We start from the raw sequence: 15,866 nt of genomic DNA, 5'->3' as shown, positions 1-15,866 counted from the left end.
TTAAGAGCATTATACTGATGCGCTATGACACCTACTAATCCCTAAATTAGCAATAAATGAATACATAAAAAATAAGCGCAATTTTATTAAAAATTGCGCTTAATAAGATATTCCTATAGATACCTAATACACCTTATTTGCATCTCTTTAGTTTTTTCCTCCGAAAAAAACTGTGCGGTAATTGGGTTGTATCCACTGAATTGTATACTCTTCGCATTTGAAGCTGTTTCAGATTCCCACATCCAGTATTTTTGAGAGTTATCTCCTAATGCAGGGAAAAACAAATATGATGAGGGATTTTGTGACATCGCTCTTAGATCTTTTGAGCCAAAGAATGCGCCGTGAACACCATTGTACCTGAATTCCCAATTTGTAGAAGAATTAGGAATTTGTTCAATCAAGTTTTGATATTCATCAGTTGAAGGAGTTCTCCATTTTCCACCGGATACTTTTGAGCATGGATCCCGCTCGATAGAATATTCTGGCATGTCCTCTTTCTTCACTTGCCCACTATCATAATTTTTAGCAGGTTCAAGCATATTGAAATACCAATAATCACCTGTCTGATTAGGTTCTACAAAATAGTATTCCACCTCACCATTCGATAATTTACGGTAAGCTAAGTTTCCTGGAGCCCACCCTATCCCTATATTCTCATATTCAAAACCTGGCTCAGCTGTAAAACTTTTAATAGTAATATCCAATTGATATGCTATGCCTGGCTCTAATAAAAGGCCTTGAATCTGCAAATCAGTTTTAGTAATACCATTAATAGTTAATGATTTGAAAGTCAAATTATGGTCAATCTCACCATTTGTGTAAAGAATAAGCGGATTCGAATTTGCCTCAAAGTTACTTCCACTAATTATAAATGGATTTAATTTCGTAGCCTCTTCCTCATGGGTAAATTTCAAATTAAGAGGATAGTTTACTGATTCTCCTATGTTGAATAAGGCTGTTTTATACGCTTTATGCAATACCACATCCCCAACATTCTGAATAGCACCCACCGAAGAAGATGTATTGATCGTAGCACTTAAACTTGTGAAAGCATGTTTCAAAACAATTTTCATATCTGTATTGCCAGATTGAAAAGATATATTCTTGAAAATTTGAAAGGCAAAATCTTCATTATTTTCATATTGCAATGTGATTTCGTTCCAATTCACTCCTTGTTGAACATCAAGCGGATCTAAAGAGTTTTTTTCACCTAAAGAGTATATAAATATGTTATAAATATCTTTTGCATTTAACCTTATTGAATTCTGATTAGTTCCACTTATTAAATCTTTAGATTCTAAAAAATTGAATTCATCATCAAAAATTAACACACGGTAATGTGTCCCTTTTTCATAAGTGAGTTTTAAATTACTTTTTGTGACTGTTCTTGGCGTCGTTGCAGATTTACCAGATTCCTTTATCAACACAGAAACAATCTTATCATCACCAAAAGGAACAATAAATTCTTGCAATGAAGTTTTATTATTTAGGCTTGAACGTTTATTATTCGCCTCAGTCCTCGTCGCTCCTTGCAGATCTAGACTTACTGTTGCCTCACTTGACAATGAAATGTCAGTCGACTTTTGACATGACATTACTCCAATTAAGAGCAAAATCACAAATATATTTTTCAGCATTTTAATAGTTATTTTTTGAAATTACCATTCCACATTTTCGTAAATCTCAGAAGTCTCCCATTCATTCAGAAGATTAGTATCTTCTGGAACAAATTTTACGTCTATTTGATTAGACCCTGTAGATATACTTTCTTCTATTTCTACATATTCCACTAAGATTTCTGGTTTTAAATACTTTTTCATGATAAGTGATGTATTATTAAATAAAATTAGATCGCACGACAACTGTTTTTTAGAATAATTTTGCTCTAATAACGCCATCTTTATTTGATGGTAATATTACCTCTTATAGTAAATGTAGGCGCAAAAATAGCCATTTTTAAGATAACAAAATGGTGAATAAGGGCTAAAAAATGGTTAAATTGCGTTCATCTAATTATTCTAATCAATAAGTAAATCACAACAAAACACATTAAGTTAGTTAAACAACTAGCTTTCGAGGAGATTAAATATCTAAATTTATTAATTCATAAAGTACCAAAGAATATAGAGTGAATTAGAAAATTACAAGTATTTAGAATTTTTTAAGATGAAATTAGGTCACACAAGTTCCATGTGAAATAGGTTGGCTATATGATTCTTTAGCTTTTCTTTCACTTCATCCATATTGAGTTTTCTACCGAGTTCGCGCTCCATCGAGGTGACGTCTTTATCATCAATCCCGCAAGGAATAATATTTCCGAAATAATTCAAATCTGCATTCACATTAAAAGCAAATCCATGCATGGTTACCCAGCGTGAAGCACGCACTCCCATCGCACAAATTTTGCGTGCTTTGTCGTTTTCTGCATCCAGCCATACGCCAGTAAAACCCTCATATCTTCCCGCTTTAATGCCATAATCGGCTAAAGTTAAGATAATAGCTTCTTCCAAAGTTCGCAGATAAAGATGAATATCTGTGAAAAAATTATCCAAATCCAAAATAGGATATCCTACAATCTGTCCAGGGCCATGATACGTAATATCACCTCCACGGTTAATTTTGTAAAATTTCGCTTCTTTTTCTTTTAATCCTTCTTCATCCAATAGCAAATATTCTTCATGACCACTTTTCCCTAAGGTGTATACATGCGGATGTTCCGTGAAGATTAAATAATTCGGAGTCGGATTTTCTAAATTATTTGTTCTATTATCTTGTTTTATAGCTAAAGTTTCGGCAAATACCTGCTCTTGTCTATCCCACGCCTCTTGGTAATCCACCAATCCCCAATCTATAAATTGTACTTTTTTGTTCATTATTAATACAACAAATTATTATACGGATAACGTGCATTATGCATTTTAGAAATTATCTCGTAAAGCTTTTCTTTGAATTCTTCGATGTTGGTTTTATTCGTTGCCGATAAGAAAATGGCAGGGTCTGAATTTTTAGCCATCCATGAATTCTTGAAGTCATTTAAAGTAACTTTGATTTCTTCACCATTTTCGTCGACTTCGACAGCTGGTTTAAACGCATCTATCTTATTAAAAACCGTTATTACAGGTTTGTCTAAAGCATTAATATCTTTCAACGTCTCATTCACTGCGATAATATGGTCTTCAAAATTCGGGTGTGAAATGTCCACCACATGAATCAAAACATCAGCTTCACGCACTTCATCCAATGTCGATTTGAAAGATTCCACTAAATGATGCGGTAATTTGCGGATAAAACCTACAGTGTCAGAAAGTAAAAAAGGAAGGTTATCAATGACTACTTTTCTAACTGTGGTATCTAATGTAGCAAAAAGTTTGTTTTCGATATAAACCTCCGCTTTTGAAATCATATTCAATATGGTTGATTTCCCAACGTTAGTATAACCTACCAAAGCTACACGAATCATGTCACCACGATTTTTGCGTTGGGTTGCATTTTGTTTATCGATGGTTTTCAGTTTCTCTTTTAGCAAGGAAATCTTATCCAAAATGATACGTCTATCCGTCTCAATCTGCGATTCACCCGGACCGCGCATACCGATACCTCCACGCTGACGTTCCAAGTGTGTCCACATACGAGTTAATCTTGGGTATAAATATTGCAATTGCGCTAGCTCGACTTGGGTTTTTGCCTGCGCTGTCTGTGCGTGACTCGCGAAAATATCCAAAATTAAACTCGAACGGTCTAATATTTTGCGCTTCAATTCACGCTCAATATTACGTAGTTGTGAAGGTGTTAATTCATCATCAAAAATGACCATATCCACTTCTTCCGCTTCAGCGTACTCTCGTATTTCTTCTAATTTTCCTGTTCCCACAAAAGTAGCGTGTTCTGGTTTTTGCAGTTTTTGTGTGAAAACTTTTACGGTTTCAGCACCTGCTGTTTGCACCAAAAACTCTAATTCTGTTAAGTAATCTTGAGCCATTTGGTCAGATACATCAGGTGTAATGACCGACACTAATATTGCTGTTTCTTTCTTCGGTGCTGTATCTACTAATTTGAATCTTTTCGACATAAATATTTTTTAAACTAATATTAGAACAATGAACTAAAATTTCGGTCTTGTCCTAACATATGATAAACAAAGATAGTTTTTTAGATGGCAAAAAATAAAACTGTAGTTGCTATTCCTTGCCGTAATAAATCTTAAATATTAACAACTTAGTTGCTAATATGTTTATCGAAATTTGGTAGTTGCATTGCTCTAACCCTTAAATCATCCGAAGCTGGAAGTTCAAATATCTCCAAATGAAAATATTTGATAGCAGCAAATATATGGTCAAACAAATCTGCCATTACGCCTTCAAAATACAGCCACTCTGTTCCTTGAGTAAATGCATAAACCTCTAGAGGCAAACCATGTTCTGTAGGCGCCAGATGACGTACCATCAACGGATATTCCTTGTGGATATTCTTGTTATTCCTTAAATAAGCTTGGATATATGCTCTAAAAAGACCAATATTCGTCATTCTACGTCCATTGACTTTTACGCTCTCATCTACCTCATGTAATGCATTATAGGTCGCGATTTCTTCCTCGCGAGTAGCTATAAAATCTTTTAGCAGATGAATTTTCTTTAGCTCTTCAATTTCATTAGAATTCAAATAGCGAATGGAAGATATCTTGATGAAAATTGCACGCTTAATTCTTCTGCCACCCGATTGTTGCATACCTCGGTAATTTTTGAAGGAGTCGCTCAGTAAAGCATGAGTAGGAAGTGTGACGATGGTTTTGTCGAAGTTTTGAACTTTCACATTATTCAAATTTATCTGTACCACACTGCCATCAGCACCATATTTTTGCATTTCAATCCAGTCGCCCACACGCACAGAATCATTGGCAGAAACTTGAATACTCGCTACGAAACCCAAAATCGTGTCTTTGAAAACCAACATCAAAATAGCTGAAGCTGCACCCAAAGAAACCAAAAATGACCACGGTGAATTGCCTGTAATGATAGAAAATGAAACGGTGAATACAACAAATATCAAGAAAATCTGAATTACTTGTAAATAGCTATCAAGAGGCTTGTCGAAAAATGCTTTGGAGGTTTTTAGAATATCCCTTAACGTTTTTAATAAGGCATTAGAAAGCTTGTAAACAGCTATGACAACAATTACGCTTAATGCTTTTATTAGAATTTCTCGAAATGAATTAAAGCCGACAAATAAATGCGGAACAGTTTGCTGCGCTATGATAATTAATACCAAATGACTGAAGTCATCTAAAACTTTATTTTCCAGCAATTTGTCATCCCAAATTGTCTTTGAGCTACTGATAATTTTTATGAATAAAGTTTTTAGAACTTTTCTGAAAATAAAATCTGTAATGAGCAAAATGATAACAACACTTAATAATAAAGTAATTGTTGTCAATATGTGCGTTAATTTGCTCGTGCCACCAAGATAAACGAGTGTATTATAAATTTCTTGGTACAAATCACTAATTTGCTCGGACGCAATATTCGTTAAATCCGGGTTTTCCATAAGTATTGCAAATATACAGAAATACCTGCTTTGGAATTGAAACGCTAATGTCAGGAAATCTTATCCCAAGAGATTCCAGAGTTTCGCTGATTGAGATAATTTAGCAATATTTGATTTTCTGGAAGGGCCAGATTAGGGTCAGTTTTGAAGATTATAATAACAGAATTTCGAGCTTCTGCTAAGATTTTTTGGTCTTTAGCCAAATCAGCAATTTTCATGTCTAATACGCCTGATTGTTGCGTGCCAGAAATATCACCTGGACCACGTAATTCTAAGTCCACTTCGGCAATTTCAAAACCATCATTCGTACGCACCATGGTTTCCAATCGCGTTCGACCTTCTTTGCTCAACTTATTACCTGTCATCAAAATACAAAACGACTGTTCAGCGCCACGACCTACACGACCACGCAATTGGTGCAATTGTGATAAACCAAATCTTTCGGAATTTTCAATCACCATGACCGAGGCATTTGGAACATTCACCCCAACTTCAATTACTGTCGTAGCGACCATAATCTGCGTTTCTCCTTTTACGAATCGTTGCATCTCAAAATCTTTATCCTTCACTGGCATTTTACCGTGTACAATACTGATCTTGTATTGCGGCAGCGGAAATTCCTTTTGCAAACTTTCTAAACCTGCTTCCAGATTTAATAAATCAAGCTTTTCACTTTCTTTTATCAATGGATAAACGATGTAGACCTGTCTGCCTTTAGCGATTTCTTCGCGCATAAAACCAAAAACACGCAATCTTTGATTTTCGAAAAAATGAACAGTTTTAATCGGTTTACGACCCGCTGGCAATTCGTCAATAATAGAAATATCCAAATCCCCGTAGAGCGTCATCGCCAAAGTTCGTGGAATTGGCGTGGCTGTCATGACCAACATATGAGGAGGAATAACATTCTTACGCCACAATTTAGCACGTTGCTCCACCCCAAAACGATGCTGCTCATCAATTACTACAAAACCTATATTCTTGAATTTCACTTTATCTTCAATCAAGGCATGTGTACCGATCAGAATATCTAATGTGCCTTCTTCCAACTCTTGGTGGATGATACGACGTTCTTTCGTAGAAGTCGATCCCGTAAGCAATTTGATATTGCAAATACCTTCACCTAATAATTCCTTTAATCCATTGTAATGTTGGGTAGCTAAGATTTCTGTTGGTGCCATCATACAAGCCTGATAGCCGTTATCAATTGCAATCAACATACTCATCAGCGCGACAACAGTCTTTCCCGAACCAACATCACCTTGCACCAAACGGTTCATTTGCGCGCCTGTATTGGTATCAATACGGATTTCTTTGACTACACGTTTCTGTGCATTCGTCAAAGGGAATGGTAATCTGGTATTGAAAAAAGTATTAAATTTTTCGCCGACTTTATCGAATCGATGGCCTTTATATTTTTGCGTATTTAGTTGTTTGTTGCGTAATAATCGAAGTTGAATAAAGAATAATTCTTCAAATTTCATTCGCCGAATTGCAGCATTGAGGTCGTCCACATTTTGTGGAAAATGAATGGAAAGCAGAGCTTTTGGGTAGGCAAGCAAATTGTGTGTGTTAACCAAATATTCTGGCAATGTTTCTCTGAAACTTCTGAATGTAGTTTCAAGTGCGGTTTGTTGCAGTCGCTGAATTCCTTTTGTGTCGAGATTGAATTTCTTCAATTTTTCTGTCGAAGAATACACCGGTTGCATCGTTAGATTACCGATTTTCTTCTCTTGCACATTATACAATTCGATTTCGGGATGTGTAATTGATATCTGTCCGTTAAATTCTGTAGGTTTCCCATAGATAATATAAGCAGCCCCAACTTTTAAGCTTTTCTGTAAAAAGGAAACACTCTGAAACCAAACCAATTCCATCGAGCCTGTGTCGTCTTTGAAAACACCGACAAGGCGCTTTGCTCTTTTTTCACCAACTTCTTTCAGTTGAACCAATCGACCCAAAACCTGCGCACCAATCAAATCAGGATGCAATTGACGAATCTTGTGGAATTTTGTACGGTCAATATAGCGAAAAGGATAATATTGCAATAGATCGCCAATAGTGAATATCTGTAACTCTTTTTTGAGTACATCGGCCTTTTGTGGGCCTACACCTTTGAGGTATTCGATGGGAGTAATTACAGATAAATCAGCCATTCCTAAGAATGGCTAAAATACAAAAATTATTAAAGGGAAAATTTATAAAGCATAATAAAAGCCATTCAGAAGAATGGCTTTTTGCATTTAGTTACACAAAATAAATACTATTTAAATAATTCCAAAGCTTTCTTTACTCTAGAAACTACTTGTTCTTTTCCTAATAATTCTGTAATTAAGAAGACATCCGGCCCAAATTTACCACCTACCAACATAATACGATAAGGCATCATCAGTTCACCTATTTTCATTCCTGACTCTGCTACTTTGCCTTTGAAGAATGGTTCTAAAGCAGCAGCTGTCCACTCCGATTGGTTTTCAAATTCAGCAATTATATTCTCAAAAAATGCCGTTTTATCTTCACTCCATTTCGGCTTTACAGCATCAATATCATATTGCGTTGGCTCTTCAAAAAAGAATGATGTCTGTTCCCAAAAATCAGAAAGATAAGTCAATCTCTCTTTAACCGCTGTTAATACTTTATTAATGTATGCGTCATCAACATTAGTAATATTATGTTGCGCTAACACTTCTTTGATTTGAGGGAGAAGCGCTGCATTATCCGTTTTCTTGATCCACTCGTGGTTGAACCACTTAGCTTTTTCAAAATCAAATTTTGCCCCGCTTTTGCTAATTCGATCAACAGAGAATTTTGCTATTAATTCTTCAATAGAGAATAATTCTTGTTCTGTACCATCATTCCACCCCAATACACCAAGCATATTTACGAATGCTTCTGGCAAGAAACCTAATTCACGAAAGCCTTTTGTCAAATCACCTGTTTTAGGATCAGTCCAGTTCATTGCATAGACTGGGAATCCTAAACGATCGCCATCCCGTTTACTCAATTTACCATTTCCGTCAGGCTTTAATATCAACGGTAAATGCGCCCATTTTGGCTCGTGTGCTTTCCAACCTAAGTATTCCCACAATAGCAAATGTACTGGAGCTGATGGTAACCACTCTTCACCACGGAAGATATGCGTAATTTCCATAGCTTTATCGTCAACCACTACAGCCAAATGATAAGTTGGCATTCCATCAGCTTTTAACAATACCTTGTCGTCAATTAATTTTGTTTCAAAAGAAACGCGACCACGTATCATATCATCAAAAGACACCATTTCTTCTTCCGGCATTTTGATGCGAATGGTATGAGGTGCTCCAGATTCCAACAATGCTTTAGTTTCTTCTGCTGACAAGCTCAATGAATTTCGTAAGCTTAATCTATTCTCATGCGAATATCTAAAGTTTGGATGTAATTGACGTTGTTGATCCAGTTCTTCCGCTGTGTCGAAAGCATAATATGCATAGCCATTGGCCACTAATTGTTCAGCATACTGGCGATATGAGGGCTTTCTCTCACTTTGGCGGTATGGTCCAAATGCGCCTGGTTTTTCTGGGCTCTCATCTGGCGAAATACCGCACCACGCCAAACATTCGTTAATATATTCTTCAGCACCAGCCACAAAACGCGTCTGATCTGTATCTTCAATTCTTAAAATAAATTCACCTTGGTGATGTCTAGCAAATAAATAATTGAACAAGGCAGTTCTTACACCACCCAAATGCAATCCCCCTGTAGGACTCGGCGCGAAACGCACTCTAACTTTTTGTTGTGAACTCATGCCACAAAATTACTTATTTCTCATTTAATAAATGAATTAGAACACAAATGTTCCTCTTAAATAAACTTCAATTATTGAATAAATTACTTATTTTGTAATAGTTTATAATCTGGAATGAATCCTTATCAATACAATTCAAAACAAACGTGGAAAGTACTTTTGCTAGTTTTTGCTGCCACAATTGGGATAGCATCACTGTTGTATAGCGATTACTTGGTAAAAAGCCTTTCGAAATCAGAACGCACTAAAGCTGAAGTTTGGGCAATGAGCACACGTAGTATTATGACAATGCCTGATGTAGACGATGAGTTTATCAGCTTCATTTATGCTGTTCGGGATAGCCTAACACTACCCGCGATTATTACAGACGAACAAGACAATATTATTTTTTGGCGCGATTTGGATTCTACCAAAACAAACATTCAATTAGAAGATTCTCTCAAAAAGAATGTAAACTATGACCCTCAATATTTTCAAAATGAGCTAAATAAAATGAAGCGCGCCCATGCTCCCATCCATCTAATGTTAGAAAATGGGGAGAAATGGTCGGTTTATTATCAAGAGTCTAAAGCCCTTCGCAACCTTCGAATATTTCCATACATACAACTTTCACTTATCGCCATCTTCTTGATTATTGCCTATTATGTATTCAACTCCATACGAAAATCAGAACAAAACCTAGTTTGGGTGGGAATGGCAAAAGAAGCTGCGCATCAATTAGGAACCCCCATTTCATCATTAATGGGATGGATTGAATTGATTAAAATTAAGTTTGATGCCGAGGATGATCAGGTTGTGAATGAGATGGAACGAGATGTCACCCGATTAGAAATTGTAGCAGATAGGTTTTCCAAGATAGGCTCTCGTCCTGTCTTATCTAATCATAATGTATACGAAGTGATCGAAAATTTTGTAGAATATTTCAAGATTAGAACTAGTGACAAGATTACATTTCAACTCACTGGTGAAAGTCACCTCGAAGCGAAACTTAATGTTCCCTTGTTTGATTGGATCATCGAAAACCTTTTGAAAAACGCGGTCAACGCAATTGATACAGAAGGAAACATCAGCATTGTAATTAAAGAAAATATTGCGAAAGAAGAAATTTTTATAGACATTAGTGATACCGGTAAAGGAATACCAAAATCTAATTTTGAAGCTATTTTCCAACCTGGATTCACCACAAGACAACGCGGATGGGGATTAGGATTGAGTTTGACCAAAAGGATGGTGCGTTATCATAAGGGAAATATTTTTGTCAAAGAATCCGAAATCGGAAAAGGCACCACATTTAGAATAGTACTAAAAAGTAATTTAAATTATGAAGCTACTCAAGTCTGAAGATTATCCAGCTATCTACGAAGATTATATTGAAAATGTACAAGGTGATGTATTTGATGAGCTTGTGGCTCAACTCGAAACATTTCCAGAATTTATCCGCCAAATCCCAAAAGACAAAGAATTATTCAGCTACGCTGAAGGCAAATGGACGGTGAAAGAAATACTTTGTCATATTATCGATACCGAACGCGTAATGTCGTATCGTGCGCTACGATTTGCACGTAATGACATGACCGCATTGGCGTCATTTGAACAAGATGAATTTGTAATCAACGGACGGCATAATGAACGTGAAATAGATAGCATTATTGAAGAGTTCATTCACCTCCGACAAGCCAATATTGCGCTATTTAAAACCTTTAATGAAACAGAACTTGCTAGAAAAGGTATGGCCTCCGATCGGCTGATTAGTGTCCTTGCATTTATATACGTGATAGCAGGTCACTTGAATCACCACAAATTTATTTTGCTCCAAAAATATTTAAACAATTAATATGATTTGGAATAGAAAATACTCTGTTGATGAGATAAATGAATTGTTTGCTAGAAATATGACGGGATTCTTAGAGATAAAAGCAACAGCTATTTCGGCAGATTCATTGAAAGCAGCCATGCCTATCACAGAAAAAGTATTACAGCCTTATGGAATTCTGCATGGTGGAGCATCTGTGGTATTAGCCGAATCCTTAGGAAGTGTCGCTTCAGCGTTAATTATCAACACCGAAACACACAATGCGGTAGGATTGGAAATAAATGCGAATCACCTTAGACCTGGAAAACTAGGTAGTACCGCGGAAGCTGAATGCAAACCTATTCATATCGGTAGAACAACACATGTTTGGGATATCAAAATACATGATGACAAGAAAAGGCTTATTTGTATTTCGCGATTGACTGTAGCAATTGTAAAAAAATAACACCCCATTTCCGTACGTTATCAGTATGAAAATGGGGGTTAAAAATCTATAAAACTTAATAATTAATGAGAGTGGTATACTAAAGCTCTTTCTAAATAAATTTTATTTCCGCTCGATTTAGGGTTTTTACTTTCTGAAACCACTAATTTCAACGTATGTTTACCTGGAGCAAGATTTAAATCATGAAATAAATAAGCACGATTCACATCATATTTACCAGCCTCCTCGCGATAATACGTGTCAACTTGCTTTACATGTTTACCATCAATATAGATATCCGCTTTTCCACCATCAACATTCCAACTTCCTAACAAAGAAACTCCTGTTCCTTCGAATTCTATATTCAATTCATCTTTAGGTGAATGAGCAACTTTGTATAAATCAGGATCACCATCACCATATACGAAATCTTTCCAATCTCCAGTTAAAGTCCAATGCTTAGCATCTTTCATTCTCATTTCATACGAAAGCTTGCTGTTAGGAAATGATTGCTCCAATTGACCATTAAATTTGGCTTGTTGAAGTTTAATGACATAACTGTCTTCCGTAATTTTACCACCGTGGCGAATTATATTTTCTTCAATAAATTTCAGTGTTTGTTGTTTAGCTGTGTTAAATGAAGATTGTGTATGTAAAAAATGCTTATCAGCAATATTTGGAATATGTGATTTGAACTCTTCAGGAAGCTTTTCGTAACCTTGCATCACACCCAAAACCGCGGCAGCATTCGCAGAATTACAATCTGTATCTTGACCACATCTTATGGCGATTTCCATTGTTTTTTGTAGATCACTATTTCCATACAAAAGACCTATAACGATATATGCACCATTCAACTTAGCATCAATATTAAAGTCGTGATAAGGCGCACAAACATCGTGCTTTGCCCACTTATCCTCAATAACAGACCAAGTCTTTCTCCAATCATCTGGATATTTCTTGTGTGAATCAATTACATCCTTAATACACAATGCGTATGTACTTTCAGATGGAATAGCTTCCAAAGCCTTATTAATAACTGTCTGGATGTCATTCTCATAAAAAGCAATACTATGCATAGCAGCTACAAACATACCTCCATACAAACCATCTCCATAAGCCATGATACGTCCAATACTATCCGCCATTGCATTTGAAGACTGCGTCATAGCAGGATGTATAAACCCTATAAAATCTGACTCTATCTGGAAATCGATATCATCCGCATGAATATTATTACTTGGTTCACCTGTAAAAGGGGGAGTTAAACCATCAAAGATATTTTTACGTGCTTGAAGATTGGCGTGACACAAAGGAAAACTCGCATTAGCAAAATCTTGTGCTAATAGATTAGTTGTTGCATTCTTACCATGCTTTTCAAGACTATTCATGAAGCTTAATTGCCCGTAAATATCATCTTCTAGTAATGCCTTCTCAATCAATTCTGGATACCATGGAATAGAATCTTCATAAGTTTTTGCTAAAGCTTTGAACTCCATTTCTCTTCCATACATAACGCCAATCATCTTAGCAGCCCAAGCACCAGCTACTTTATCATTCATCACTTCTTTATTAATCGTAATGTGCTCATTTTTAGGAGCAGCACAGGACGCTGATAATAAAGCTAATCCAATATAAATTATTGATTTTTTCATATTTAAATAGGTGTTTTCAGTACTTTTTAAGTTAATGTTATTTTATAAAATTTATGCATTAAAATCTAATTCCTTGATTCTTTTTGTTATCATAAATCAAGTAATCAACAAGAAACAACTGCTGCCCTTCTTGCGCTTTATTAATTTTGATCTTAACGGTATGTTTACCTTTTTCTAATTGGTATTTCCAAAATAAATCCGCGCGAGTCTTGCTCTCCTCTGAAGGAAATTTGGCTACCTCTACAAGTTTGCCATCTACATATAATTCCGCTGATAATACATCATCCTTATTTTTGTTAGGATCTTGAACAATACCCGTCAAAACAAAACCTACCCCATCAAATTCAAATTCATATTCATCACGCACCGTTCTATGAAGTTTAACTCTTTCAGTTGGGTAATGATCTTTAAAGTTTTTTTCAAAAGGAACAAGTTCCGTTTCATATTTTGGAAGAATAATATTATCACCTTCTATTTTAGCGCCATGCGCTATAAGATTTTCTAAAGCTTGCTTATTACTCACGCTATAAACATCCAATAAAGAATAATCAGTATGACTGAATTTTTTATCTTCTGCTTTCACTAGCGGTGTTTTCCAATATGCTGGAATATTTGAATAACCATATATTGTTCCCAACACTCCTAAAGCTGTCGCTGGATTACAATCAGAGTCTTGTCCTGCACGTGTAGAAATTTCCGCAGTTTTCGTAAAATCTCCCTCTCCATATAATAACCCCATAACAACATATGCTGCGTTTACTTTAGCATCAATATTTAGCGGATGAAACACCAAAGAAGGGCAGCCGACCTCTTCAGACCACTTACGTTGAACCTCAAACCAAGTTTGCTTCCAATCTTTTGGGTATTTTTTGTGCCATTTTATAACATCTTTAATAACTTGGTAAAATTCACTTTCATGCGGAATAGCAAGCAATGACTGCTCAATGATGTATTTTATATCTTTAGTTACAAAAGCATTGCTATACATATTTGCCACAAAAATTCCTCCGTACAAACCGTCTCCAGAATTTACAAGCTTGCCAACTTTATTAGAGATTTGAGTAGCTACTTTCGGCATGCCAGGACTCATTAATCCTGCAAAATCTGCCTCAATCTGAAAATCAATATCATCCGCATGAGGATTATTTAACCAGTGTCCCGCCAATTCTGGGGCTATACCATTCTGCACATTATATCTTCCTGCTTGATTGGCATGCCATAATTGAAATTCTGTCTTTGCAAATGCTTCACCAAAATCTTTTAAACTTGCATTCAATCCCTTTTTCTCAAATACGTCGACAAACATCAAATCCATATATACGTCATCGTATAAACCAGGGAAAGAAGCCATAGCTACATTGATGTAATCATCATGCCAAGGCAAAGTTTTATAATCTTGGATGTAGGTTCCTGCATACATAAACTCTGTCGTCCATCCATAAGTAGTCCCAATCGTTTGTCCTGCCCATCCACCTTTTATTTTATCAAGCAATTGATCTTTCGTTAGTACTTTGGAAGGCTTATCTTTAGCAATCGATACGGAGTGAAATGCATTTAAAAATATTATCAGCAAAAAAAATATCCTTTTCATAATGTAAATGTTGTTTAAAAATAGGTATTACTGTACTCTTCAACTAAGTGCCTGCGATTATAATTAAGGTAATACCCAGTAGAAAGAAGAAAAACATTAGCGCTAATTTTCCATTAACAGCAGGTTGGATGGTTTTAAATTCTTTCCAAATAAAAACACCCCATAAAGCCGCAACTAGTGTCGCACCCTGCCCTAAACCATACGAAATAGCAGCCCCAGCTTTACCTGCAGCAATAAGATTCAAGGCATTTCCGCATCCCCATATCATTCCTCCTAAAACACCTGTAATATGGTTTTTGAAAGATCCTGAAAAATACGCCTTATAACTACTCGGATTGCCTACAAATGGCTTATAAATTAATAATGTGTTGAATAGCAAGTTTGAGATCAATACACCAATAGTGAACACAAAAAATGCTGTATAAGGAGTCATTTTGCCCACTTCGGGTGAATTAAGATTTTCCAAATCCATTGATGCCGCTATAAATCTATAGAAAAAAGCCATCAAAATACCCGCAAATACAGCTAAATAAATTCCCTTTTTGCTACCCTTGTCGGAAACATTTTGTGATTTTTTACGATACACTATAGCATTTATTACTATCGCAACTACTACAAATAATACCCCTAGACAGAGCCATATAGGATCACCTTGTTGAGCACCCAAATAGTTTATTATCACCCCTAATACTAGTGCAATACCTACGCCCACAGGAAATGCTACTGACATTCCAGCAATAGAAATCGAGGCAGACAAAAGAATATTCCCGGCATTAAACACTATACCTCCCAATATTGCAGATAGAAGGTTGTTAGATTCTGCTTGTTTCAAATCTACTAAGAAAGACCGTCCTTCTTCACCATATGATCCCAAAGTAAATGCAGATATCAGAGAGAATAACAACATCCCTAGTACATAATCCCAATAAAACAGCTCAAAACGCCAACTTCCAGAAGACATTTTCTGCGTATTACCCCATGATCCCCAACACAACATGGTGATAAAACATAAAAAAACCGCAAAACTATAACTTTCAACGATATACATAATAAAAAAT

The 15,866-nt window shown here is 35.9% G+C and carries 13 protein-coding genes; 3 read left to right on the top strand and 10 right to left on the bottom strand.

Annotated features, from left to right (window positions below; genetic code table 11):
* Positions 1–113: 113 nt before the first annotated feature.
* The 7 genes from GOQ17_RS09275 to gltX form a co-directional block, all read right to left on the bottom strand.
* Positions 114–1,637, bottom strand: a complete 1,524-nt coding sequence (locus GOQ17_RS09275) for a hypothetical protein (RefSeq protein WP_159637059.1) — start codon at positions 1,635–1,637, stop codon at positions 114–116.
* A gap of 21 nt (positions 1,638–1,658) precedes the next feature.
* Positions 1,659–1,820, bottom strand: coding sequence for a hypothetical protein (locus GOQ17_RS09270; RefSeq protein ID WP_159637058.1), 162 nt, complete (start codon positions 1,818–1,820; stop codon positions 1,659–1,661).
* 357 nt (positions 1,821–2,177) lie between these two features.
* On the bottom strand, positions 2,178–2,873 hold the full coding sequence (gene lipB, locus GOQ17_RS09265; RefSeq protein WP_159637057.1) for a lipoyl(octanoyl) transferase LipB: 696 nt from the start codon (positions 2,871–2,873) through the stop codon (positions 2,178–2,180).
* Between the two features lie 2 nt (positions 2,874–2,875).
* The gene (hflX, locus tag GOQ17_RS09260; protein ID WP_159637056.1) at positions 2,876–4,069 is read right to left on the bottom strand and encodes a GTPase HflX; all 1,194 of its coding nucleotides are present in this window, start codon (positions 4,067–4,069) and stop codon (positions 2,876–2,878) included.
* A gap of 146 nt (positions 4,070–4,215) precedes the next feature.
* A complete protein-coding gene (locus GOQ17_RS09255) occupies positions 4,216–5,541 on the bottom strand; it encodes a mechanosensitive ion channel family protein (RefSeq protein WP_201288595.1) in 1,326 nt (441 codons plus the stop codon).
* Positions 5,542–5,591: 50 nt separating this feature from the next.
* A complete protein-coding gene (gene recG / locus GOQ17_RS09250; RefSeq protein ID WP_159637055.1) occupies positions 5,592–7,697 on the bottom strand; it encodes an ATP-dependent DNA helicase RecG in 2,106 nt (701 codons plus the stop codon).
* Between the two features lie 107 nt (positions 7,698–7,804).
* Positions 7,805–9,325: a glutamate--tRNA ligase gene (gltX, locus tag GOQ17_RS09245; protein WP_159637054.1), complete on the bottom strand. Its 1,521-nt coding sequence runs from the start codon at positions 9,323–9,325 to the stop codon at positions 7,805–7,807.
* 114 nt (positions 9,326–9,439) lie between these two features.
* Between gltX and GOQ17_RS09240 the strand changes: the two genes are divergently transcribed.
* The 3 genes from GOQ17_RS09240 to GOQ17_RS09230 are packed head-to-tail and all read left to right on the top strand — an operon-like array spanning position 9,440 to position 11,583.
* Positions 9,440–10,666, top strand: a complete 1,227-nt coding sequence (locus GOQ17_RS09240) for a sensor histidine kinase (RefSeq protein WP_159637053.1) — start codon at positions 9,440–9,442, stop codon at positions 10,664–10,666.
* On the top strand, positions 10,647–11,159 hold the full coding sequence (locus GOQ17_RS09235) for a DinB family protein (protein ID WP_159637052.1): 513 nt from the start codon (positions 10,647–10,649) through the stop codon (positions 11,157–11,159). Before GOQ17_RS09240 ends, GOQ17_RS09235 begins: the two co-directional genes overlap by 20 nt.
* Before the next feature lies 1 nt (position 11,160).
* Positions 11,161–11,583, top strand: coding sequence for a hotdog fold thioesterase (locus GOQ17_RS09230; RefSeq protein ID WP_159637050.1), 423 nt, complete (start codon positions 11,161–11,163; stop codon positions 11,581–11,583).
* A 62-nt stretch (positions 11,584–11,645) separates the two neighbouring features.
* Here the strand turns inward: GOQ17_RS09230 and GOQ17_RS09225 are convergent, their stop codons facing one another.
* Genes GOQ17_RS09225 through GOQ17_RS09215 form a run of 3 tightly spaced genes read right to left on the bottom strand, consistent with a single transcriptional unit; the run spans position 11,646 to position 15,856 of the window.
* Positions 11,646–13,217, bottom strand: a complete 1,572-nt coding sequence (locus GOQ17_RS09225) for an ADP-ribosylglycohydrolase family protein (protein WP_159637049.1) — start codon at positions 13,215–13,217, stop codon at positions 11,646–11,648.
* Positions 13,218–13,275: 58 nt separating this feature from the next.
* Positions 13,276–14,808, bottom strand: coding sequence for an ADP-ribosylglycohydrolase family protein (locus GOQ17_RS09220; protein ID WP_159637048.1), 1,533 nt, complete (start codon positions 14,806–14,808; stop codon positions 13,276–13,278).
* 43 nt (positions 14,809–14,851) lie between these two features.
* A complete protein-coding gene (locus GOQ17_RS09215; RefSeq protein WP_159637047.1) occupies positions 14,852–15,856 on the bottom strand; it encodes a GRP family sugar transporter in 1,005 nt (334 codons plus the stop codon).
* Positions 15,857–15,866 lie beyond the last annotated feature (10 nt).

The sequence above is a fragment of the Sphingobacterium composti genome (genome assembly GCF_009829075.1).
GTDB classification, from domain to species: Bacteria; Bacteroidota; Bacteroidia; order Sphingobacteriales; family Sphingobacteriaceae; genus Sphingobacterium; species Sphingobacterium composti.
The sequence above is the reverse complement of the archived record's forward strand: the minus strand, read 5'-3'. Positions and strand labels throughout refer to the sequence as shown.

Excerpts from the sequence above, each read along its gene's own strand:
- GOQ17_RS09270 (WP_159637058.1), bottom strand. The coding sequence starts at position 1,820 with ATGAAAAAGTATTTAAAACCAGAAATCTTAGTGGAATATGTAGAAATA.
- GOQ17_RS09275 (WP_159637059.1), bottom strand. The coding sequence starts at position 1,637 with ATGCTGAAAAATATATTTGTGATTTTGCTCTTAATTGGAGTAATGTCA.
- GOQ17_RS09255 (WP_201288595.1), bottom strand. The coding sequence starts at position 5,541 with ATGGAAAACCCGGATTTAACGAATATTGCGTCCGAGCAAATTAGTGAT.
- GOQ17_RS09215 (WP_159637047.1), bottom strand. The coding sequence starts at position 15,856 with ATGTATATCGTTGAAAGTTATAGTTTTGCGGTTTTTTTATGTTTTATC.
- GOQ17_RS09220 (WP_159637048.1), bottom strand. The coding sequence starts at position 14,808 with ATGAAAAGGATATTTTTTTTGCTGATAATATTTTTAAATGCATTTCAC.
- GOQ17_RS09235 (WP_159637052.1), top strand. The coding sequence starts at position 10,647 with ATGAAGCTACTCAAGTCTGAAGATTATCCAGCTATCTACGAAGATTAT.
- GOQ17_RS09230 (WP_159637050.1), top strand. The coding sequence starts at position 11,161 with ATGATTTGGAATAGAAAATACTCTGTTGATGAGATAAATGAATTGTTT.
- hflX (WP_159637056.1), bottom strand. The coding sequence starts at position 4,069 with ATGTCGAAAAGATTCAAATTAGTAGATACAGCACCGAAGAAAGAAACA.
- gltX (WP_159637054.1), bottom strand. The coding sequence starts at position 9,325 with ATGAGTTCACAACAAAAAGTTAGAGTGCGTTTCGCGCCGAGTCCTACA.
- lipB (WP_159637057.1), bottom strand. The coding sequence starts at position 2,873 with ATGAACAAAAAAGTACAATTTATAGATTGGGGATTGGTGGATTACCAA.
- recG (WP_159637055.1), bottom strand. The coding sequence starts at position 7,697 with ATGGCTGATTTATCTGTAATTACTCCCATCGAATACCTCAAAGGTGTA.
- GOQ17_RS09225 (WP_159637049.1), bottom strand. The coding sequence starts at position 13,217 with ATGAAAAAATCAATAATTTATATTGGATTAGCTTTATTATCAGCGTCC.
- GOQ17_RS09240 (WP_159637053.1), top strand. The coding sequence starts at position 9,440 with ATGAATCCTTATCAATACAATTCAAAACAAACGTGGAAAGTACTTTTG.